Raw genomic sequence first — 23,119 nt, forward strand, 5'->3', positions numbered from 1 at the left:
TGGTTGTTCCTGAGAACGAGGCGCATATTACCGACCCCGTACTCGGTTGTAAAGCATAAAATTAAAAAAAATGTTCAACAGGTTGTTAAGTAAACAACTTGGTGATTATTTATGCCTTATTTATAGAGTTTCAGGAATTTGCCCGCTGTTTTAAGCGGTGCAGCTAAAATTGAACTGCACATAGGTCATAAGGATTGTTCTATTAATGAGTAGAGCAGGAATAAATAAAAGTAGTCGGGAATAGGGTGAAGAAGAATGAAAAGGCAGAAGAACAACTAGAAAGCAAAAAGCCCGCAAGAATTAATCTTAGCGGGCTTTTTAAATTTGGCTCCTCCAGCTGGACTTGAACCAGCGACATACGGATTAACAGTCCGCCGTTCTACCGACTGAACTATGGAGGAATTGGGTTGTTCCTGAGAACGAGGCGAATATTAACGATATCACCTCGACCTGTCAACGATAAAAATAGAAATTAAATCTAATTGCTCAATCACTACTCATTACGAATAAAAACTACGCTATATTATTGATAATGTTTTAATTTTGAGCGGCTAAAGTAACTTGTGTCGGCAAAGAAACCTCAGGGTAAGCAATATGATAAATATCGTAAAAGGAGATGTTGCCCTTTAATGCTAATAAACGAGAAATTTCTTGCTTGATTGCTGAGCTGACTTCCTGAGAATTAAGAATTTTATTTAACGCGTCCTCAGATACGGTTTCAGTGACAAACCATTCACCGTTATAGCAAACACGCAAATCAAGTACGCCAATATCTTCGAAATGGTAGACAGGCTTAATGTCAAATAACAGAACGCTAGCAAGTATAATAAATAAGAGGGTTATACCAAGTGTCCAATAAGGACCAAAGTAGGGTGCGTACCATAAGATCACGGCAAGCGGTAAATAGGCTGCAATCATGCCAATACATAAATAAGGATGATTGGCGAGAAATTGGCTATTAAAGTAAGGTTTGCCATCACGTTGCTCACGCTGATTAATGGCATCTAAATCATCTATAAGTATTTGTTTGATAATATCCATGGTAAGTGACTCTCTGTCAGATATCTATACTAGGAGGGTATCACGGAGGGAATGAATTGTTATATATCAGTTAAAAAAAATATTTAACTGGATTGTCATTATCTGGGATTAATCCTGTCGATTTTTGAGGCTTAGAGAGGGTTTTCTTTAAAAGAAATCTTTAAAATATCAATAAAATGCAGTTTTTTTGTTAACATAATTCCGCCTAAAAGTGATGGAATCGAAAAAACAGCAATATTTTCAGGATTGAATGTATAAAATAGTTGCTATTATCTCAAAGTCATGAGTTAATGTGCATCGGCCTGTTTAGCAGTCCTATTTGATGTATGATTACTGAGTTAGTGTGTTCTAAAGAAAAAAGTTATCACAGATAGCCTTTTACCGTGACGCTTCATCTTGGTGTTTCCCTGATTAAATAGCTGACTCTGGCCCATATATGCCAAAAGGCAAGTTTTTTTGATGTTATATAGGAAAAGTCAAATGTCCGACAAAATGAAAGGTCAAGTTAAGTGGTTCAACGAGTCTAAAGGCTTCGGTTTCATCACTCCAGCTGATGGTAGCAAAGACGTTTTCGTCCACTTCTCTGCCATTCAGGGCAATGGTTTCAAAACTCTGGCAGAAGGCCAGCAAGTTGAATTCACCATTGAAAACGGTGCAAAAGGCCCAGCAGCTGCTAACGTAACTGCTATCTAAGCTAATTGCTTAACTGATTTTCTAAAGCCCGTCCTTTTTAAGGACGGGCTTTTTCGTTTCTGAAAAATAAAAAATATAGTGTAAAAATAATTAACATTTAAATCTTTACTTAATAATTAGCCGCATCTATACTCAGCTCACATTAATCTATTGGAGATAAATTACTTGGACAGTCAGAGTTGTAATAAAAACTTAATTTAATTGGCAAGTAATTAATAATCTCTTCTATTAGCTGCTTGCCACTACGGCGGGCGGTGTCTGATGCTTCTATCACTCATACTCCCTGATTTATATAAGATTTTTTCATTTTTTAATGAAATAAGCACTGTTGCAGTGAGTGTGTATCATGCAAGTTTATATTTATTCTCTATTCCCTCCGGGCAATAGCCATTAATTACTGAATATTTATTTATTCAGCAATTTGGCATGGGCTTTTTATTCTGCTCATTAATTGTTATCCATTATTTGATGGAGGGATCATTATGTTTTTCACACCAGATATATTAAATCTTTTATCTGCAATGTGCCTTGGCGCATTAATTGGCGCAGAGCGTCAATGGCGTCAAAGAATGGCAGGATTGCGTACGAATGCATTGGTTGCAACGGGAGCAGCCGTATTTATTTTGAGTTCAGTGACAACTTCACCGGATAGCCCTGGTCGAATTGCTGCACAAATTGTGTCAGGTATCGGCTTCTTAGGGGCTGGAGTGATCATGCGTGAAGGCATGAATATTCGAGGCCTGAATACTGCTGCAACACTATGGTGCTCAGCAGGAATTGGTGTGTTATGTGGGTTAGGGCAATACTCACTGGCCACAATAGCTACTTTATTGATTTTATGCGCAAATATTCTATTGCGTGAAGCCGCAGCAAAAATTAATCGCCAACCGCAACAGCAGGCATTGGATGTTGAGCAACGTTATAAAATTCGTGTGATGTGTCACCAAGGTGATGAAATCCTTGTTAGAACGTTGATTTTACAAGCTATTAATGGGCTGCATATTCGCTTACAGTCATTGAGTAGTGCAGATACATTGAAACCAGAACAGTTGGAGGTGTGCGCAGAGTTTCTTGCCACGCCAGTCGAGCAAAAAGAGATAGAAGCATTGGTTTGCCGGATTAGTCTTGAGCAAAGTGTCAGTGCTATCAATTGGAAAGTGGCATCCGAGCTACCAGCTTGATTGCTAAAAATTAACTGATTAAAGGAGCCGAAATGGACGAGCACCCCCCGTCTTGGATATATAAACAGGAGCTATCTGGCTAAAATACAATATTTTCAGTCAGATAGCGTTTAAAAAGTACAACTGTACTCTATAGAGATAACGTTATGACTGAAATAAGGCATCAGCGCAAAGGCGCAAAAGCCCCTGCACGCCAAAAATTCATTGTTGGCGAACAAGCGAGCAAAAACATTGAGCAGGTTCTCAATGAATATCAAACTAACCTTCTGGGGTTGTCTGAAAATGAGGCTCTCGACCGTCTAGTCGTCGAGGGGGAAAATGAAGTTGCCCATGAAAAAGCACCTCCAGCTTGGAAGCAATTACTCACTTCTTTTAAAAATCCATTTATTTTTGTTTTGATGATCCTCGCGATTGTGAGTTTCTTTACTGATTACATGATCCCTGAGCGTCAAGGTGAAGAGACTGATTTAACGGGCGTTATCATCATTGTCACGATGGTTGTATTAAGTGGGTTGCTGCGTTTTTGGCAAGAATATCGAACCAATAAAGCGGCGGAAGCCTTGAAATCCTTGGTAAGAACCACAGCAACGGTATACCGTCGCGACAATAGAACGGGACGTTCTATTCGCAAAGAGGTACCAATCAAGTGCTTAGTACCTGGAGATATCGTTTTATTATCAGCTGGAGACATGGTTCCTGCGGATTTAAAACTGGTGGAATCCCGAGACCTATTTATCAGCCAAGCCATTTTAACGGGGGAATCTATCCCAGTTGAAAAATATGACACTCTCGCAAATGTGTCCGCAAAAAGTTTGGAACCCGCATCACCGACAGAAAATGAATTACTTGAAATTTCCAATATCTGTTTGATGGGCACCAATGTAACGAGTGGAACGGCGAGGGGCATAGTGGTTGCAACGGGGAGCAAAACGTACTTAGGCTCGCTGGCCAAATCGATTGTGGGAACTCGAGCTCAAACTGCTTTTGATCGCGGCGTGAATAGTGTGAGTTGGTTGCTAATCCGTTTTATGCTGGTAATGGTACCAATTGTCTTATTAATCAATGGATTCACTAAAGGTGATTGGTTTGAGGCAACACTATTTTCACTGGCTGTTGCGGTGGGATTAACCCCTGAAATGTTACCGATGATAGTGAGCTCTAACCTTGCAAAAGGGGCGATAGCCATGTCTAAGCATAAGGTTATCGTTAAGCGGCTCAATGCTATTCAGAACTTTGGTGCGATGGATGTATTATGTACCGATAAAACGGGAACATTGACGCAAGATCGCATCATTTTAGAGCATTATCTCGACAGTAATGGGCAAAAAGATAGCAGAATTTTGCAGTTGGCGTGGTTGAATAGTTTCCATCAAAGTGGTGCCAAAAATATGATGGACCAGGCAATTATTCGACGTGGCCGTGGTAATGATAAGGTCGAACAGTTGAAGGCTTATAAAAAAATTGATGAGCTGCCATTTGATTTTATTCGCCGAAAATTATCCGTCACAGTAAAAACCCCTGAAGGTGAAGCTTTATTGATCTGTAAAGGGGCTGCGGAAGAAATGTTGGCTGTTTGTCATAGTTATCAGCAAGATGGACACTCTGTCTTATTGGATGACCAAGCTAAAGCTAGGATTGCGGAGCTGGTCAGTGACTATAATAGACAGGGTTTCCGGGTATTACTGCTGGCAACACGTTCATTGAATGATGCTGAAGCTTTGTTACCGTTATCGGCTCAAGCAGAACAACAACTTGAGTTACAAGGTATTCTTACATTTTTAGATCCTGCAAAAGAGAGTGCAATATCGGCTATTGCTGCACTAAGAGAAAATGGTGTGATGGTCAAAGTGCTTACTGGTGATAATGCCGTGATCACTGAAAAAATTTGCCATGATGTAGGTTTAAATATCGATGAGATAATGACTGGTCTTGAAGTCGAGGCAATGAGCGATGATGAACTGAAAACGAAAGTTGAGCAAGTGTCCGTTTTCTGCAAATTAACCCCACTACAAAAATCTCGGATCCTAAAACTATTGCAAGCAAATGGACATACTGTCGGTTTCCTGGGGGATGGGATCAATGATGCACCCGCTTTACGGGATGCAGATGTAGGAATATCTGTAGATACGGGTACCGATATCGCGAAAGAGTCTGCGGATATTATTCTGTTAGAAAAGGATTTGATGGTATTAGAACAAGGCGTTATCAAAGGAAGAGAAACGTTTGGGAATATTATTAAGTATTTAAATATGACCGCTAGCTCTAACTTTGGAAATGTATTTTCCGTTCTGATTGCGAGTGCATTTATTCCGTTCTTACCGATGCTAGCTATTCATTTACTGGTTCAAAACCTGCTGTACGATATGTCCCAATTAGCATTACCATGGGACAAAATGGATAAAGAATTTTTAAAACGTCCACGTAAATGGGATGCGAAAAATATTGGGCGATTTATGATTTGGATTGGTCCAACATCTTCCATTTTTGATATCACGACATTTGCTTTGATGTGGTATGTATTCCAAGCCAATAGTGTGGCTCATGAAGCACTATTCCAATCTGGTTGGTTTGTTGAGGGATTATTGTCGCAAACCTTGGTTGTTCATATGCTACGAACACAAAAAATTCCCTTTATTCAGAGTACGGCTGCATTACCTGTGTTACTGACAACGGGAATTATCATGGCTCTTGGGCTTTATATTCCGTTCTCATCATTTGGTTCGATGATTGGCTTGCAGCCTTTACCAATGGAATATTTCCCTTGGTTAGTGCTGACATTAGTGAGTTATTGTTTTGTAGCGCAAGGGATGAAGCACATTTATATTAAACGCTTTGGAACTTGGTTATAGTCTGCTCAAGTCACATTACTTTAGTAAAACAGTACAATAAAAAAGAGCCATATAGGCTCTTTTTTTAACAGAGTAGGAAAGATTATTGCAGACCTAAAGCTGTTTTCATTTGTTTCATTGCATCAATGCCTTGCTGGCAAGCTTGATCTTGTTGGTCTTTAGGTAAAGCAGCAACTTGCTTTTTACCTTCTTCTAACTGACCTTTCATCGCATCTAATTGAGCTTTGGCTTGTGGGTTCTCAGAAGCTTTAGCAATTAAGCTATCAACTTCAGCGAAGTAAGCGTTACAAGTTTCAGTTGCACCAGCAACTTGACCTTTTTTCTCTTCTTCTGAACACGCAGTGATTGTCAATGCCAATAAACCCAGTCCACAAGCTAAAATCATCTTTTTCATAATCAACCTTATTAAAATTATTTATATATAAAGCAAATTAAGTATATAAGAGGATCTTCTTTTATCAATGTAACAAATCCTAAAAAGGAAATTGATAATTAATTCAAATGGTTAATCTTTAATGTAAATATTTATACTTTATAAATGACTTTTGTAGTGATAATTATCTATCGTGCTTTATGCTAGCTTATTATGACGTATGAAAAAACAAGAACGGACTATTATTAATTAGTATAAATACGTAATTGATACTGAGCTTCCTTATTCATGAAATAAGAATAACCGTATGAAGTATCTAGTGGGTAGTAAACTATTTTGTAAAAAATACGTTAAGTAAAAGTAACTAAAAATTATATATAATAGGATGAAATTAAACTCCTTATAACTTTTCTAATGATACTAATAACTTTTTTTCATATACAGTAAAAATAATTAAAATTAAGAAGTAGTGTAAAAAATAATTTACACTTCACTTATAAAACTGGATTATCGAATATTTATAGAATTAATGGCTGTACATTTAAAATGCGATTATAGAAGTGAAAAGTGAGCTGTATCACAAATTTATCAATAAAATGCTTTTCACTATATAATATTGATTTTTAAATTAAATTTCCTTTGAACCTTTAGGGGGTTATCAGGTAAAGTCTCTGCCTCCAAGGGGTGCCGCCTTTCGAATCTTGGTTCTTTAAGTGATAAAACTTTGCTATTTAGGTTAACAACGATTAGGTTCGTTAGGTTGACGCTAGGTCAAATTTGCGTGCAAAATTACTCTTATAAGAAATTCGCCAAAGTGTTTTAGACAGGTTAGAATGCTTCGGACAAAGGGAAATAAATTTTCTTACATTACATTCCCAGAAGGATCCACCTTACAAAGGGAAAGTAAGAAAATGAGATAAGGCAATTACGCTTATCTCGATATGCAACATAGCAGACAATCATTAATGCTATGGGCATGGTATGTATGTAACCGGATTTATCTTGTTACTTTTTATTTTTATAATTACACACAGGGCTTTACCATTATGTCTGCTTCTATTGTAAAGAAACGGCCGTTGAGTCGTTATATTAAAGATTTTAAACACAGCCAAACTCATTGTGCACACTGTAATAAAACTCTTGATCGTATCTCCCTCGTTTTCAATGATGGTATCTTGAATAAAGAAGCTATCGCTGACATGACCGATTTGGTTGATGAAGCGGCTTGGGGCGAACTTCAAGGGCAATTTACAGCACTTTGTCGTTTTTGTAGTGAAATTTTCTGTAATAGCAATACAGATTATTTCGATATTATGTCTTTTAAACAGTATTTGTTCTTACAGACAGAAATGAGTCATAGCACCGTCCGCGAGTACGTTGTTCGTCTGCGCCGCTTAGATGAACTGCTGTCATCCTCTAACTTTTCAATGAAAGATTTTACCGCAAGTAAAGTTCAAGAACAGTTGAGCGATAAAATGACTGATTCAGCATTTAGCAACTACAATATTGCACTACGTAAATATGAGCAATATTTAAGCTGGCAGTCAGAAAAAAACTAATAATATTTTAAGTTAATAAAAATAGTTGGTTATACGATTATTTTTAATACTAAAATAGGCAAATAGGTGTCCAATAGGACACCTTTTTTTATTTTTGAATAATAGTCAGTATAAATGACATAAATTGAACAGATTTAGAATTAAACTTAATCAACTGTTATAGCTAATACTTAATATATAATGATAAAAATTAATGGGAACTATTTAATTAAATTTATAGATAAATAAGAATGACAAAAAACAAAAAGTAAGTGGATATTCGGATTTAATGATAAAGAAATAGAATATTATGAATGTAGTTCAAGGGTTTATTGCTAAGAGAGAGCCTGAGTTAATCAGCCTATATTATTCTGGGCTGAAAAACTCAGGCTTTTGCTTATTATCCGATAGTCATTAAGCTTGCATTACCACCCGCTGCGGCAGTATTCACACTTAAAGAACGTTCATGCACTAAGCGTTCAATGAGCAAGTTAGTTTCACCACGCTCAAAGCCTTGAACAGAAATAATCGGTCCTTTACGTTTGGCAATCGCTTCGCAAACATGTTTCAGTTGGTCGCAATCTCCGTGATAAATCACACCTTCAATTGGCTCCACTGTGTTTTGCCAATCTTTGGTGAATGAGATAGTTTTGCAAACTTTTTCTGGCAGTGATTTAAATAGCTTCTGGTGCAGTTCGCTATTTTCCCACAATGTTTGACAACCACTTGCGAGCACAGCAGATAATTGAGTCAAACAATCACGCTCATTATCGCTAAGGCATAAAATAGTGCCGCGTGGACGCAAGGTGTAGGTGTTCTTTTCACCTGTTGGTCCTGGTAATAAACGTGTTGTACCGGCTTGTGTTAAACGGGCAAATTGTTCAACCGTAGATTGTTCAATTATGGATTGCTCAACATCCGTTTTCTGTTTTTGTACCCATGCAGAGAATGCTTCAAATGGTGCGAGTAACTCAGCGCGAGCACTTGCATCCATTGGTAAATGGCTGTCTTGCTGCTCTAGTGTTTGGCAAACTGCATTCTCAGGACGCTCGCTTAATAAACGGTAGAGATAAAGCGGTCCACCGGCTTTAGGTCCTGTGCCTGAAAGTCCTTCACCACCAAATGGTTGTACTCCGACAACAGCACCGACCATATTGCGGTTAACATATAAGTTGCCCACTTTCGCTTTAGCGACCACTTGGTTGATGGTTTCATCAATGCGAGTATGAACACCTAATGTCAATCCATAACCAGCCGCATTGATTTGGTCAACCAATTGCTCTAACTCATCACGTTTGAAACGAACAACATGCAGAACTGGTCCGAAAATTTCTTTCTTCAACTCACCAATATTATCTAACTCAATCAGCGTTGGCTTAACGTAGGTTCCTTCTGCCTGTTCTTGCTGATCTTGGCTATCGGCATAGACGGCTTGGAAAACGATTTTGCCTTTACTGCGCATTTGTTGAATGTGTTGGTCAATATTCTCTTTGGCTTCACTATCAATAACAGGACCAATATCGGTGGAGATGTGTTCAGGATTTCCCATCCGGCACTCTTCCATTGCACCTTTCAGCATACGAATTGTTCGGTCTGCGACATCTTCTTGCACACAAAGAATACGCAATGCGGAGCAGCGTTGACCTGCACTGTCAAATGCAGAGGCGACGACATCGGTGACAACTTGTTCTGTGAGAGCGGAAGAATCAACAATCATCGCATTCAATCCGCCAGTTTCTGCAATCAGTGGATTCGGGCGACCTTGAGCATCTAAGCGACCCGCAATATTGCGCTGCAATAAGCCCGCGACTTCGGTCGAGCCAGTAAACATCACGCCACGAACACGTTGATCGCCGACTAATTTAGCTCCAATCGTTTCGCCTTTACCTGGTAAAAATTGCAGGACATCACGAGGAATACCCGCCTGATGCATAATGGATACTGCAATAGCACCAATTAATGGTGTTTGTTCCGCTGGTTTAGCCAGCACAGTGTTGCCTGCGGCTAATGCCGCTGCGATTTGTCCTGAGAAAATGGCTAATGGGAAGTTCCATGGGCTGATACAAACAACAGGGCCAAGAGGGCGGTGAGTGTTATTATCAAAATCTTCACGAACTTGAGTTGCATAATAGTTTAAGAAATCAACCGCTTCACGCACTTCAGCAATTGCATTCGCGTAAGTTTTCCCAGCTTCACGCACCAGCACATCCAATAATGGCTGCAATTGTTGTTCCATAATGTCGGCAGCACGTAACAGGATAGCAGCACGTTCAGATGGTGGCGTTGCAAACCAAATCGCCCCCGCATCAGTGGCGATATCAAGCGCATGTTCAGCTTCTTGTTCACTGGCTTCACGTACTTTACCAACGATATCACGATGACAGGCTGGGTTGATAATTGCGACAGCTTCAGGTAGCGCTTGTTGTGCCACAAATTCACCACCCAGCAGTGGCTCCGCGATTTTTTCTTGTGCTGCGGCATTGAGCAATGCGCTCGAGAGTGATGCTAAGCGGTGTTCGTTAGATAAATCTAAGCCCATTGAGTTAACGCGACGGGTTCCATACAGGTCACGCGGTAATGGAATTTTAGGGTGTGGTAAGCCAATTTGTCCTTCAGTTTTAGACAGTTCACGAACATCTTTAACCGGATCAGCAACCAATTCATCTAATGGAATTGTGGCATCCGCAATTCGGTTAACAAACGAAGTATTTGCCCCGTTCTCTAAGAGACGGCGTACTAAGTAAGCTAATAAGGTTTCGTGGGTACCTACTGGAGCATAAATACGACATGGGCGGTTGAGTTTACCGTCAGCCACTTTACCAACAACTTGTTCATATAATGGTTCACCCATGCCATGTAAGCATTGGAACTCATATTGACCAGGGTAGTAGTTTTTACCTGCAATTTGGTAGATAGCTGATAATGTATGGGCGTTATGAGTCGCAAATTGTGGGTAAATTAAATTAGGTACAGACAGTAATTTACGAGCACAAGCTATATAAGAAACGTCGGTATACACTTTGCGTGTATAAACTGGATAACCTTCTAAGCCATCAATTTGCGCACGTTTAATTTCGCTATCCCAATAAGCGCCTTTTACGAGACGGATCATCAGGCGTCGTTGGCTGCGTTCGGCTAAATTAATAATTGAGTCGATAACAAATGGGCAGCGTTTTTGGTAAGCCTGAATGACAAAACCAATACCGTTCCAGCCTGCTAATTTCGGCTCAAAACACAATTTTTCGAGTAAATCTAACGAAATTTCTAAGCGATCTGCTTCTTCAGCATCAATATTGATACCAACATCGTATTGGTGAGCTTGCAAGACTAAAGAAAGTAAGCGCGGATACAGTTCTTCCATCACGCGATCGTATTGCGCGCGGCTATAGCGTGGATGCAGGGCGGATAATTTGATGGAAATACCCGGTCCTTCATAGATCCCGCGTCCATTCGATGCTTTACCAATTGCGTGGATCGCTTGTTGGTAAGAGACCATATAATCTTGGGCATCTTTCTCAGTTAAGGCGGCCTCACCCAGCATATCGTAGGAGTATCGGAAGCCCTTGTCCTCTAATTTACGTGCGTTGGCAAGGGCTTGGGCGATGGTTTCACCGGTGACAAACTGTTCACCCATTAAGCGCATTGCCATATCCACGCCTTTTCGTACCAGCGGCTCACCACTTTTACTGATAATACGATTTAACGATGTCGATAATTTGGCTTCATTGTGGGTCGAGACTAATTTACCTGTAAATAAAAGACCCCATGTTGCCGCATTGACGAACATCGAGCTGCTTTGACCAACATGAGATTGCCAGTTACCCGTACTGATTTTGTCTCGGATCAACGCATCGCGAGTGGCTTTATCTGGAATACGTAATAGCGCTTCGGCAAGGCACATTAATGCCACACCTTCTTGAGAAGACAGCGAAAATTCTTGTAATAACCCTTGGACTAAGCCTGAACGACCCACTCCATTTTTTTGATTACGCAGTTTTTCTGCAATGGAGTAAGCCAATTTATGAGCCGCATCAGCTTGCTCAGGAGGCAGCTCAGCTTGTTGTAAAAGCATAGGCACGGCTTGAGTTTCAGGAATGCGGTACGCTGATGTAATTGCAGAGCGTTTAACGGATTGGGGCAAAATATGCTCAGCGAACTCAAGGAATGGCTGATAAAGGGTCTCAGGGGATGAAATTTCATCACCAGAATGCTGATCTTTTGTATCCAAAACCGTTGATAATTCAGGTATAATTTGGTTGTTATCGAGTTGCTCTAAATAATTATATATAGCTTGTTTAATAAGCCAATGGGATGTGCGATCAAGACGTTGAGCGGCGGTTTTAATGCGGTCACGAGTTTCTTCATCAAGTCTCACACCCATAGTTGTTGTGCTACTCATCTTAATTCCTTCCTTTTCACAGGTGTTAAATACCAAAAGTTACACACCATTATGATGATGTTGCAACTTTGTGCAACATTGTTAATGTGTCATGTGAAGAAAATGTGAAACAACTCTTATTTTTATGAGTGATTTATGATGTCCATTGATTTGGTTTTTATAATTCACTTATAAATCAATATATTGATTTATATTTTAGGATGATGGCAAGTTAAACGCTTAATTAAGAATTTGACTTAAAAGTTTAACATTTGTGATGTGTCTTTTATTTATCGAATAAAAAATAGTTAATTTCTTGTTAAAAGCATCTGAGTCTGTCTAGCATGATGTGGCAAAGTTATTGAGTTATGCAACACAAACAATCACAACATAGATAAGGTGTGCATCAAAAAACGCAAAATTGTGCAATTAAGTGCAACACCTTGAGATTAAAAGTTATCAAAGAAAATTATAAAGATAACGACAAAATAGACGCACTATGGAGACGACAGGATGACTGTAAGCACTCCGATGATCATTATGTTCATCGTATATATCACGGGTATGTTATTGATCGGCTATTTAGCCTATCGCTCAACGAAAAACTTTGATGATTACATTCTAGGGGGACGAAGTTTAGGTAGTGTGGTAACCGCATTATCTGCAGGGGCTTCAGATATGAGTGGCTGGTTATTGATGGGTTTACCAGGTGCTATTTTCCTCGCTGGGATTTCTGAAAGCTGGATTGCGATTGGTTTATGTTTAGGGGCTTATCTGAACTGGTTGTTTGTTGCAGGGCGCTTACGTGTACAAACCGAGAAAAATAATAATGCCTTAACGTTGCCAGATTATTTTACAAGCCGTTTTGAAGATAATAGTAAGATTTTACGTATTATTTCTGCGGTTGTTATTTTAGTTTTTTTTACTATCTATTGTGCATCAGGGGTTGTCGCGGGGGGCTTATTGTTTGAAAGCACCTTTAATATTAGTTACGACAAAGCACTATGGTTAGGGGCATTGGCGACCATTGCTTATACTTTCTTAGGTGGTTTCTTAGCGGTAAGTTGGACGGATACTGTTCAAGCATCATTGATGATTTTTGCCCTGATCTTAACGCCAATTGTCGTGATTTTATCCCTTGGCGGGTTAGATACTTCAATAGAAGTCATTAAAGCTAAAAACCCTGAATATCTTGATATGTTTAAGGGAATGAACTTTGTTGCTATTTTGTCATTGCTAGGTTGGGGACTGGGTTACTTTGGTCAGCCTCATATTCTGGCACGTTTTATGGCGGCAGATTCACATCGCACGATCCGTTCAGCACGCCGTATCAGTATGACATGGATGGCATTATGCTTAGGTGGAACAATTGCTGTTGGCTTCTTTGGTATCGCTTATTTTGAAAATAATCCTGCATTAGCAGGTTCTGTAATGAAAAATAACGAACGTATTTTCATGGAATTAGCCGGATTACTGTTTAACCCATGGATTGCGGGTATCTTGCTGTCTGCGATTTTGGCGGCGGTAATGAGTACATTAAGTTGCCAATTATTAGTATGTGCCAGCGCATTAACCGAAGATTTATACAAACCTTTCTTCCGCAAATCAGCGAGCCAGAAAGAGCTAGTATGGGTAGGGCGTGGAATGGTGCTGTTAGTAGCGGCGATCGCAATCTATATTGCCCAAGACCCAAATAACAAAGTCTTAGGATTGGTGAGTAATGCGTGGGCCGGTTTTGGTGCCGCATTTGGTCCCGTCGTTTTACTCTCTGTTATGTGGAAACGTATGACACGTACTGGTGCATTAGCCGGGATGGTTGTCGGTGCGGTAACAGTATTAGTTTGGATGAAATTCAAATGGTTAGGTTTATATGAAATCATCCCAGGCTTTATCTTTGCGACTATCGCTATCATTGTTATCAGCTTGATAACTAAGGCGCCAAGCGCAGCAGCACAAGCCCGTTTTGATGAAGCAGAAGCTGAATACAATACAAAATAATAGATAGATTTGGTTATCGATAGTAAAAAGGCTGAAAGGGAAACCTTCCAGCCTTTTATTTTTGTTAATTGCTTATTCGTCAAATAATCAACGTGGTTTACGGCGTTTTACGACTTGGTAGCCAATAAACAGAATAACAAACCACAGTGGTGTCGCAATTAATGCTTGTCGGGTGTCATGTTGGAACGCTAATAACACCACCATGAAAGCAAAGAAGGCGAGACTGACCCACGACATAAAAATACCCCAAGGCATCTTATAGCGAGATGCGGCATGTTTTCCTGGGCGATTCTTACGGAAATTCAGGTAGCTTAATAAAATCATACTCCAGATAAACATGAATAAAATCGCAGACACGGTTGTGACTAAGGTGAATGCATGCATGATATCGGGAATAAAGTAGATCAAAACAATACCGAAACTTAGGCAGATACAGGTGAAAATTAAGCCTGTTGCGGGTACTGCTTTTTTTGATAACTGACTAAATTGTTTCGGCGCATCTCCCTCTTTAGATAACCCAAACAGCATACGGCTGGTGGAGAAAACACCACTGTTTGCTGATGAAGCCGCAGAGGTAAGTACCACAAAGTTCACGATACTGGCAGCAGCAGGCAGGCTGATTAGCACGAACATTTCCACAAAAGGACTTTTATCCGCCAAAATGGTGCGCCAAGGGGTAACGGCCATAATCACAATCAGGGATAACACATAAAAAGCAATGATCCTAATCGGGATAGCATTAATGGCTTTTGGCAGGGATTTTTCAGGATCACGGGTTTCCGCTGCGGCGGTTCCTACTAATTCAATTCCCACAAAGGCGAAAATAGCAATTTGGAATCCTGCAAAGAATCCACTGAGCCCCATCGGGAACATTCCACCATCGTTCCAAATATTACTTAAGGATGCCGTGTGTCCGGTCGGTGATTGGAAATTCATCGCAATTAATGTTCCACCAACGGCAATTAGCGTGACAATGGCGACAATTTTGATCATTGCGAACCAGAACTCCAGCTCACCAAACAGTCGAACAGATACTAAGTTTAGCGTCAGTAGGGTGGCAACACAGATAAATGAAGTCACCCATTCCGGGAAATTAGGCACCCAGAAACTGACATACGAGGTGATCGCGATAATATCGGCTATTCCCGTGATCACCCAGCAAAACCAGTAAGTCCATCCCACAAAGAAGCCAGCCCATGGACCGATTAAATCCGCAGAAAAATCACTGAATGATTTATAGTCAAGGTTGGAGAGTAGTAATTCCCCCATGGCTCGCATGACAAAAAACAGCACAAAGCCGATGATCATGTAGACAAAGATAATAGAGGGACCCGCAAGGGAGATGGTCTTTCCTGACCCCATAAATAGCCCGGTACCAATGGCTCCACCAATAGCAATTAACTGGATATGACGGTTACTGAGGCTACGCTTTAGTTGATTTCGGTCAGAAGATGGCCGAGAGGTGGTTGTCGCTGCATTTTCTTCCATATTGTTATTTATCCGATAGTCATTGTGATATTAGCCCACACTATTTTTTTAAGTTTGAGGCTGTGTTTGCTCGAAATATTGTGACATAAATCTCAATTAGAGTAAGAGAAAATTTACAAATGGCTGAGAGACCGCTGGTTTAACCAACGGATCCTCCTAGGTTATTAACACTATTAACGAAAAATTAACCTAAAAATAAAAATAGCAGAATAAGATGAAATGTACCAAATACTTAATTCTAAATAATGACAGTTGGGGTATTGGATATATATAAGAGTGATATAGCTTATTTTTTAACTGAAAATTCCACGGGATTTCTTATTTTTAACCGTTATCTTCGTTGGCTATTTCTAAACGATAGGGCTAACGGTCACTTTCACGTCATATCCCACGACAAATAAAGCTTGTTCGAGTGCTTCAATTTTTGACGCATATTGTAGGTCAAGTAACCGCTCTATTTGTTGAGCGCTGATATTGAGTGTCCGAGCAAGTTTGCTCCGCGGAGTTTGAGTTTCAAGAATGGCATTGTGCAGTGCGATTTTTAAGCAACTCAATACAGGTAAATGAATAGCAAACGCATCAGTGACCGAATTTTGGGGAAGAGGAATCGGATTTCTTAATGTGATTAGCTCCGAAAGTGTGGCGAGTAATGTTTCTTGAGCCTCTAGTTCGACATCTTCTGCGCAATAAGTCACGCCTTGAATATCGGGAAAATCACAAAAATTAATTTCGTATACTCCTTCATCTTCGACAAATTCAACTGTTGCTAAATAATTAAACATAGTAAACCTCAAAAATTAATTTCTTTATAAGATAAATAGTACAAAGTGTCACAGAATAGACAATGGGTTGCATGTTAATAAAATGAAAAACGGATAGTGATAGTTTGGAGATCGAACATTTTTACCTCTTTTATGCCTGATTGGCTAAAGAATAAGCCTGTTTCATAATGAAACTATAATGTAACCTCATCACCTCTTTGTGAGCCAAGTCCCAGTTTTAACAATATTTTATCCACCCTTCACCTCAGTATCAATATGCCAATTTTACCCTTTTAGTCATCATATAATTTTTTAAATAAAACATATGAAAACGTATATGTATCTTAATTCGAATAAGCAGTTATACGTAATGTTGTCATTGTGGTTAAGTAATTTGTTAAAATAAAAGTATATAGTAACATTATGATATTATCATTCATTGTTACTAACTGGTAAATAAACAGCGATATGTACGCGGGGGTAATAAGTTAAATTACTTATTCACATAAGTCATATTTTCGAAGTAGGTCATGCTTATTTACACATAAATGTAGTGAACTTGGATGACCATCTTATTGTTTATAAATTCGCTAGGAGAATGGTGCTTAGTTTTTTTTATTTTTTCCTTTTATCAATAACTCAGTGCGCTAACTAATGCTGTGGCTTGAATTTTTTATGCAAAAAATAATAGCTAAATAGGTTAATCAAATGTTTGAAAAGTTAATTTAATTAAAATGAGTTTGTCATACAAAAATAACAATATTGCTTATTAATATGGCAATGCTCGATGAAAATTCATGACAATTTTATCTGAAATCTTTAATGGTATTGTCTGTATATAAAATGGTCTTAATTAGAATTTTTAATGTTATTGCTATTGGTTAATATTAATACAGTTAAATTTAATTAATATAAATTTACTATGGAATAATAATATGTATGACAAATTTAACTTTAATCTTGGCAGGAAAAAATTGAATTAATTTGATTAAGATTTGTAATTTTGATTAAACACATTGAAAAATAATGTTTAATTTTTATTCCTAAGTTACCGATATTACTAAGCCTTTAAACGAATTGCATTTTTACGAGAGTAATAAAGATTGATTTAGATCAATATGTAGGCTCTTTCGTTATGCTTAGTGTTTATCGCTTATAAATTCCCTCATATGTGTGAGTTTTTTACTTAAAATGCTAGTATTTGACTTATGAAAAATCTAAATGTTGTGAATATTTGAGATAAGTAGGATTAAGATATAGTTGTAATAAAGAATTGTTAATATATAGATGGATAATTATCCCGATAGACCAAAAAGAAACATAAGTGTCTTGAATAGTTAATTTAGTGGTGCATAATAATTAACGGCTAATAATGAAATCGGTATATTCTGAGATTTACAGGAAATGCTAACTTTTTAGCCACTCGTTATTGTTGTAGGTAATCAGGAAATATATTTAATTTAAGTTTGAACCTGTGTGTTTATATACTCCAAACTGGGTATTTCAATGGACCTCATGGGATAGTAATGGACTACACTATCCAGCTTTAATTATTTTCATATTTAAAACTTTGGTTAACACATTCGGCTCAAATTGATATTTGTTCTTTCTTCATGCAGATGTTAATAATTATTCGAAAGGTATAAAAAAATGAGCTCTACCACTGATTTTCTGAAGCATATATACGATATTAATCTTTCATATTTGCTTTTAGCTCAAAAGCTTATCGCCCAGGAAAAAGCCACTGCCATGTTCCGTCTCGGGATTTCCGATTCAATGGCAAACACTTTAGCAGAACTTTCTTTACCTCAATTGGTTAAATTAGCGGAAACAAATCAGCTAATCTGTCAATTTAGATTTGAAAACAGCGACACGATTGAAAAGCTTACTCGGGATTCTCGAGTTGATGAATTGCAGCAAATTCATACGGGTATCCTTCTTTCGACCCGATTATTGCAAACGCATAATGAGTCCGATTCAGATATAGCGAGAAAAAGATGAGTAGCGTAGCTGAAAAAAGTATTGTCAAGGAAGCTAATGATATTCGTTTGGCAATGGAATTGATTTCTCTTGGGGCTCGCCTGCAGATGTTAGAAAGCGAAACTCAAATTAGTCGCGGACGCTTAGTGCGTTTATACAAAGAACTTAGAGGTTGCCCACCACCAAAAGGGATGCTCCCTTTTTCAACCGATTGGTTTATGACATGGGAACAAAATATTCACTCATCCATGTTCTACAACGCCTATCAGTTTTTACTGAAAACCGGTCAATGTGAAGGGGTTGATGCTATTCTCAAAGCCTATCGACTCTATCTAGAGCAGTGCTCACCCAATGCTGGAGACGAGCCAATCTTGGCATTAACCCGTGCATGGACATTAGTTCGTTTTGTGGAAAGTGGCATGTTGCAAAGTTCCGATTGCAATTGCTGTAGTGGTTCATTTATCACCTATGCCCACATTCCTGAAAATAGTTTTACGTGTAGCTTGTGCCAGCCTCCATCACGAGCGATAAAAAAACGTAAACTTTCCGAGCATCTCGCCGATATTACGGAATATCGACAAGATGGCATTACCAAAGCGGTAATGTAATTGGATTAATTTGGTTTACAGGCAATTTCATTGCCTGTCCTTCCTCATATTCCCTTTGGCTGCCATCTGTTAACCAACGGAGTGAAAGGGAATACTGTGTTAATACTCATCGGATATATCATTGTTACAGCTGCCGTTATCGGTGGCTATGTCATGGTCGGTGGTCATCTTGGCGCGCTGTACCAACCAGCTGAGTTTGTCATTATTTTAGGGGCTGGTTTAGGCGCATTTGTTGTGGGTAACAGTGGTAAAGCCATCGTTGCATTATGCAAAGTATTACCAAGACTCTTCCGTCGCTCTTCTTACAACAAAGCCATGTCAATGGACTTAATGGCTTTGTTATTCCAGCTTTTGAATAAATCTCGTCAACAAGGTCTACTTGCGCTCGAAAAAGATATTGAAAACCCGCAAGAGAGTGAGATTTTTTCTCAGTATCCTCGCATTCTCAAAGATCAAACTGCCATGATGTTTATCGTGGATTATTTACGTTTAATGGTGACAAGTAACTTACAAGCTCATGAAATCGAAGCATTAATGGATGAAGAGCTAGAAACATTCCGTCAAGAAAATGAAGTACCAGCATCCGGTTTGAACATGGTGGGTGAATCCATGCCTGCGTTCGGGATCGTGGCGGCTGTTCTAGGTGTGGTGAATGCACTTGCAGCTGCAGACCGACCTGCGGGTGAATTGGGCGCCTTGATTGCTCATGCAATGGTAGGAACTTTCCTCGGTATTTTAGTGGCTTATGGATTTATTTTGCCACTGGCTAGTTTAATTCGTCAGCGCAGTAGCGAACAATTAAAAATGATGGAGTGCATTAAAGTCACTTTCCTCTCTTCGTTGCAAGGGTATGCCCCTCAAATTGCGGTTGAATTTGGTCGTAAAGTCTTATTTAGCGTTGATAGACCATCATTCCTTGAGCTGGAAGACAAAGTCCGTGAAGTCAAAGTCGGTAATCGCGCAACAGAAACCACTGAGGAGTAATCGCTAATGGCAGCCAATGGCCCTCAAATTATTCGTGTTAAGAAAAAAGGCGGTCATCAGCAGCATGCCCACGGTGGAGCATGGAAAATTGCTTACGCTGATTTTATGACTGCGATGATGGCGTTCTTTCTGGTTATGTGGCTGATTTCCATCTCCAGTCCTCAAGAATTAACCAAGATAGCGGAGTATTTTCGTACTCCGCTCAGTACTGCCATCAATCCAGGAACGAAAAGCGGAGATGCCACTAACCCCATTCCCGGTGGTGGAAAAGATCCGATTTTTCGTGATGGTGACGTGATGCCAGAACCAAATGACATCATTTCCGGTGATGCGAATTATCGCTTTGAAAAATTAAAAGAAAATCTTGAGCAAGCAATTTTACAAGACCCGCGTTTGAATGAATTAAAACCCCATTTATTGATTGACATGATCAACGATGGTTTACGAATTCAAATCGTAGATAGCGCCAATCGCCCTATGTTTAAAGTGGGTTCTGCCACCGTCGAGCCTTACATGCGCGATATTCTGCGTGCCATTGCGCCACTACTCAATGATGTCCCGAATCGCATTAGTATTTCAGGACATACGGATGACTTGCCGTATGCCAGCGAAGCCTATTACAGCAACTGGGAACTCTCATCTGATAGAGCCAATGCCTCTCGCCGTGAGCTGATCATGGGGGGAATGGATGAGCGCAAAGTTTTACGTGTAGTAGGGATGGCCTCATCCATCCATTTAGACAAAGAAAACGGCTTAGCACCCGTCAACCGGCGGATCAGCATCATCGTATTGAATGAAGATGAAACAAATCAAATTTTACATGAATACGATGGCGCAACACCGATTAACGATGTGCTGAAAAAAGGCCCAGAAGATGTGCCAATACCGGCAAACAGTGATGTCGTGACTGTGAAGGTGACAAAGTCACCCGATAAACAGTAATGACAAAAACCATAATTACCCGAATCTCACTACTGCCGGACTTATCCGGCAGTCAGTGTTAAGTGAAACTTAAGCGAAATTGGATAAAAAGCATGGATATTACCGAGTTTTATCAAACATTTTTCGATGAAGCCGATGAGTTGCTTAGGGATATGGAACAGCATTTGCTTGAGCTTGATCCTATTGACCCAGATAGCGAGCAGCTCAATGCCATATTCCGCAGTGCCCACTCAATTAAAGGTGGGGCGGCAACCTTTGGTTTCACTCATCTGCAAAACACCACGCATACCTTAGAAAACTTGCTCGATAAGGCACGTCACGATGAGCTGACATTAACGCCAGATATTATTGACGTTTTCTTAGATGCAAAAGACGTGATGGTGTCCCAATTGGATGCTTATAAAAATGACTCATTACCGGATGATGAGACGTTCAAACGCATTTGTGATGTGCTCAAAAGCATTGAACATGATGTCAGCGAAGTCGGTCCGGAAGAGATTGCCGCTCTTGTTAACGTGAGTATTGAAGAGACTGACAGTGTTGTGGTCGACGGTGCTGCGACGGATGAATCCTCGTCGGAAATCGCGATGCAAACCCATGCGACATTGACAAATAACGAATTTTCTCACTATTTCATCATTACGTTGAACGGTTTGAAATCAGCGGAAGTGGATGTATTAGCGGATGAACTAGGCTTATTCGGTAGCTTATTTGGCTCTGAAAAAAGTGATTCCAGCTTAAAAGCGTGGTTAGGGACCAATACGGATATCGAAGATATCTGTGGGGTACTGTGTTTCGTCGTGGATGAGTCTCAAATCCAGCATAGCGAAATCAGTTTTGAAGAGTGCCAGCGTGCAACACAAGGTAGTAACCAGAAAAGTAAAGTTGCTGCAACTCTCGAAGAACTGGAAGCAACGGTGGAAGAGTTGGCAGCAATGGTTGAAGCACCTGCCGATCCAGTTGAAGCGACTCAAACGGTTGCACCGACACCTACACCTGTTGCGACACCAACGTCTGCATCATCATCTTCAGCATCGTCATCCGCAGCCACTAAAAAAGCCGCTGCAGCGAAGCCCAAAGGGGATTCAAGCAGTATTCGTGTTGCAGTTGAAAAAGTTGACCAACTGATCAACTTAGTCGGCGAGCTGGTAATCATCCAGTCAATGTTGACTCAGCATAGCCAACAAGTTGACCAAAACGAATATGCAGATTTACTCAGTTCTATCGTTCAATTAGAGCGTAACTCACGCGCTCTGCAAGAGTCAGTTATGTCCATTCGTATGATGCCGATGGATTATGTCTTCAGCCGCTTCCCGCGTATGGTGCGCGATATTGCCTCTAAACTGGGTAAGAAAATCGAACTGAAGGTGGAAGGTAGCTCAACTGAATTAGACAAGAGCCTTATCGAACGCATCGTCGACCCTCTTAATCACCTTGTCCGAAACAGTCTTGACCATGGTATTGAAAAACCAGAAGTTCGCTTGGCAAATGGTAAACCTGAAGCGGGAACATTAACGCTCTCTGCGGCACATCAAAGCGGCAATATCTGCATCGAAGTGCGTGATGATGGGGCAGGGCTAAACCGCGAACGAATTTTAGCAAAAGCTCGCTCTCAAGGTATGAATGTTCACGATGGCATGACCAACGATGAAGTCGCGATGTTGATCATGGCGCCGGGCTTCTCTACTGCCGAAGTGGTGACGGATGTTTCAGGGCGTGGTGTCGGAATGGACGTGGTTAAACGAAACATTCAAGACATGGGCGGACGTATTCAAATCGGTTTCACAGAAGGTAAAGGCACCATCATTCGTATTTTACTGCCATTAACCTTAGCCATTCTTGATGGTATGTCAGTCAAAGTCTCTGACGATGTGTTTATCGTGCCACTTAGCGCAATTATTAGCACATTACAGCCACGTCCAGAGGATATCTATCGCCTTGCCGGTGAAGAAAAAATGCTGCTCGTTCGCGGTGAATATTTACCACTGGTCGAATTGCATCACGTCTTTTCTATCAAGAATGCCGAACCAAATCTTGCCAATAGTATCGCGTTGATCATCCAAAATGCGGGGCATCGTTTCGCTTTATTGGTTGACAAGCTGGTGGGGCAGCAGCAGGTCGTGGTGAAAAATATCGAAAGTAATTATCGCAAAATTCCGGGAATTTCCGCTGCAACCATCATGGGCGACGGTTCTGTTTCGCTGATTTTAGACGTCGCAGAATTGCAGAGAATGAACAACAACATTTTGATTAATAAGAAACAGCCTGTTTCTCAACCAGTAATGCACTAAATAGAGGTTATATA

15 protein-coding genes and 1 tRNA gene are annotated in these 23,119 nt (G+C 39.9%); 10 read left to right on the top strand and 6 right to left on the bottom strand.

Annotated elements, in window-relative coordinates:
- Positions 1 to 325: 325 nt before the first annotated feature.
- Positions 326 to 401: transfer RNA gene (locus HFU86_RS06855), tRNA-Asn, on the bottom strand.
- A 136-nt stretch (positions 402 to 537) separates the two neighbouring features.
- A complete protein-coding gene (locus tag HFU86_RS06860) occupies positions 538 to 1,041 on the bottom strand; it encodes a YlaC family protein (protein ID WP_036951540.1) in 504 nt (167 codons plus the stop codon).
- Between the two features lie 480 nt (positions 1,042 to 1,521).
- On the opposite strand from HFU86_RS06860, the gene cspE reads away from it, so the two are divergent.
- The 3 genes from cspE (at position 1,522) to mgtA (ending at position 5,764) form a co-directional block, all read left to right on the top strand.
- Positions 1,522 to 1,734 (top strand): transcription antiterminator/RNA stability regulator CspE, encoded by a 213-nt coding sequence (cspE, locus tag HFU86_RS06865; RefSeq protein WP_004909801.1) that lies wholly within the window; start codon positions 1,522 to 1,524, stop codon positions 1,732 to 1,734.
- A gap of 482 nt (positions 1,735 to 2,216) precedes the next feature.
- The gene (locus HFU86_RS06870) at positions 2,217 to 2,915 is read left to right on the top strand and encodes an MgtC family protein (RefSeq protein ID WP_036951537.1); all 699 of its coding nucleotides are present in this window, start codon (positions 2,217 to 2,219) and stop codon (positions 2,913 to 2,915) included.
- 146 nt (positions 2,916 to 3,061) lie between these two features.
- Positions 3,062 to 5,764, top strand: a complete 2,703-nt coding sequence (mgtA, locus tag HFU86_RS06875) for a magnesium-translocating P-type ATPase (RefSeq protein ID WP_187128968.1) — start codon at positions 3,062 to 3,064, stop codon at positions 5,762 to 5,764.
- 82 nt (positions 5,765 to 5,846) lie between these two features.
- Here the strand turns inward: mgtA and HFU86_RS06880 are convergent, their stop codons facing one another.
- Complete coding sequence (locus HFU86_RS06880) at positions 5,847 to 6,158, bottom strand: DUF5339 domain-containing protein (RefSeq protein ID WP_006657479.1); 312 nt, start codon at positions 6,156 to 6,158, stop codon at positions 5,847 to 5,849.
- 1,025 nt (positions 6,159 to 7,183) lie between these two features.
- Here HFU86_RS06880 and fliZ point away from each other — a divergent pair.
- Positions 7,184 to 7,696, top strand: a complete 513-nt coding sequence (gene fliZ, locus HFU86_RS06885) for a flagella biosynthesis regulatory protein FliZ (protein WP_132494631.1) — start codon at positions 7,184 to 7,186, stop codon at positions 7,694 to 7,696.
- Positions 7,697 to 8,075: 379 nt separating this feature from the next.
- Here the strand turns inward: fliZ and putA are convergent, their stop codons facing one another.
- Positions 8,076 to 12,074, bottom strand: coding sequence for a trifunctional transcriptional regulator/proline dehydrogenase/L-glutamate gamma-semialdehyde dehydrogenase (putA, locus tag HFU86_RS06890; protein ID WP_255425947.1), 3,999 nt, complete (start codon positions 12,072 to 12,074; stop codon positions 8,076 to 8,078).
- A 492-nt stretch (positions 12,075 to 12,566) separates the two neighbouring features.
- Here putA and putP point away from each other — a divergent pair, with 492 nt between their 5' ends.
- Complete coding sequence (gene putP, locus HFU86_RS06895) at positions 12,567 to 14,051, top strand: sodium/proline symporter PutP (RefSeq protein WP_036951523.1); 1,485 nt, start codon at positions 12,567 to 12,569, stop codon at positions 14,049 to 14,051.
- A gap of 87 nt (positions 14,052 to 14,138) precedes the next feature.
- Here putP and cycA read toward each other — a convergent pair whose 3' ends face one another.
- Complete coding sequence (cycA, locus tag HFU86_RS06900; protein WP_187128969.1) at positions 14,139 to 15,539, bottom strand: D-serine/D-alanine/glycine transporter; 1,401 nt, start codon at positions 15,537 to 15,539, stop codon at positions 14,139 to 14,141.
- Positions 15,540 to 15,889: 350 nt separating this feature from the next.
- On the bottom strand, positions 15,890 to 16,321 hold the full coding sequence (locus HFU86_RS06905) for a hypothetical protein (RefSeq protein ID WP_132494637.1): 432 nt from the start codon (positions 16,319 to 16,321) through the stop codon (positions 15,890 to 15,892).
- A gap of 1,629 nt (positions 16,322 to 17,950) precedes the next feature.
- On the opposite strand from HFU86_RS06905, the gene flhD reads away from it, so the two are divergent.
- The 5 genes from flhD (at position 17,951) to cheA (ending at position 23,105) form a co-directional block, all read left to right on the top strand.
- On the top strand, positions 17,951 to 18,301 hold the full coding sequence (gene flhD / locus HFU86_RS06910; protein WP_036951507.1) for a flagellar transcriptional regulator FlhD: 351 nt from the start codon (positions 17,951 to 17,953) through the stop codon (positions 18,299 to 18,301).
- Positions 18,298 to 18,888 carry a flagellar transcriptional regulator FlhC gene (gene flhC / locus HFU86_RS06915; RefSeq protein WP_132494639.1) on the top strand — a complete coding sequence of 197 codons (591 nt, stop codon included), beginning with the start codon at positions 18,298 to 18,300 and terminating at the stop codon, positions 18,886 to 18,888. The genes flhD and flhC overlap by 4 nt, the downstream gene beginning before the upstream one ends.
- A 96-nt stretch (positions 18,889 to 18,984) precedes the next feature.
- A complete protein-coding gene (gene motA, locus HFU86_RS06920) occupies positions 18,985 to 19,872 on the top strand; it encodes a flagellar motor stator protein MotA (protein WP_036951501.1) in 888 nt (295 codons plus the stop codon).
- A 6-nt stretch (positions 19,873 to 19,878) separates the two neighbouring features.
- On the top strand, positions 19,879 to 20,814 hold the full coding sequence (gene motB / locus HFU86_RS06925; RefSeq protein WP_036951498.1) for a flagellar motor protein MotB: 936 nt from the start codon (positions 19,879 to 19,881) through the stop codon (positions 20,812 to 20,814).
- Positions 20,815 to 20,906: 92 nt separating this feature from the next.
- Positions 20,907 to 23,105: a chemotaxis protein CheA gene (gene cheA, locus HFU86_RS06930; RefSeq protein ID WP_187128970.1), complete on the top strand. Its 2,199-nt coding sequence runs from the start codon at positions 20,907 to 20,909 to the stop codon at positions 23,103 to 23,105.
- Positions 23,106 to 23,119 lie beyond the last annotated feature (14 nt).

It is taken from the genome of Providencia sp. JUb39, from assembly GCF_012272845.1.
Taxonomy (GTDB): domain Bacteria; phylum Pseudomonadota; class Gammaproteobacteria; order Enterobacterales; family Enterobacteriaceae; genus Providencia; species Providencia lanzhouensis.

Bases quoted from the DNA above. Each gene is read 5' to 3' on its own strand.
- HFU86_RS06860 (WP_036951540.1), bottom strand. From the start codon at position 1,041: ATGGATATTATCAAACAAATACTTATAGATGATTTAGATGCCATTAAT.
- cspE (WP_004909801.1), top strand. From the start codon at position 1,522: ATGTCCGACAAAATGAAAGGTCAAGTTAAGTGGTTCAACGAGTCTAAA.
- HFU86_RS06870 (WP_036951537.1), top strand. From the start codon at position 2,217: ATGTTTTTCACACCAGATATATTAAATCTTTTATCTGCAATGTGCCTT.
- mgtA (WP_187128968.1), top strand. From the start codon at position 3,062: ATGACTGAAATAAGGCATCAGCGCAAAGGCGCAAAAGCCCCTGCACGC.
- HFU86_RS06880 (WP_006657479.1), bottom strand. From the start codon at position 6,158: ATGAAAAAGATGATTTTAGCTTGTGGACTGGGTTTATTGGCATTGACA.
- fliZ (WP_132494631.1), top strand. From the start codon at position 7,184: ATGTCTGCTTCTATTGTAAAGAAACGGCCGTTGAGTCGTTATATTAAA.
- putA (WP_255425947.1), bottom strand. From the start codon at position 12,074: ATGAGTAGCACAACAACTATGGGTGTGAGACTTGATGAAGAAACTCGT.
- putP (WP_036951523.1), top strand. From the start codon at position 12,567: ATGACTGTAAGCACTCCGATGATCATTATGTTCATCGTATATATCACG.
- cycA (WP_187128969.1), bottom strand. From the start codon at position 15,539: ATGGAAGAAAATGCAGCGACAACCACCTCTCGGCCATCTTCTGACCGA.
- HFU86_RS06905 (WP_132494637.1), bottom strand. From the start codon at position 16,321: ATGTTTAATTATTTAGCAACAGTTGAATTTGTCGAAGATGAAGGAGTA.
- flhD (WP_036951507.1), top strand. From the start codon at position 17,951: ATGAGCTCTACCACTGATTTTCTGAAGCATATATACGATATTAATCTT.
- flhC (WP_132494639.1), top strand. From the start codon at position 18,298: ATGAGTAGCGTAGCTGAAAAAAGTATTGTCAAGGAAGCTAATGATATT.
- motB (WP_036951498.1), top strand. From the start codon at position 19,879: ATGGCAGCCAATGGCCCTCAAATTATTCGTGTTAAGAAAAAAGGCGGT.
- cheA (WP_187128970.1), top strand. From the start codon at position 20,907: ATGGATATTACCGAGTTTTATCAAACATTTTTCGATGAAGCCGATGAG.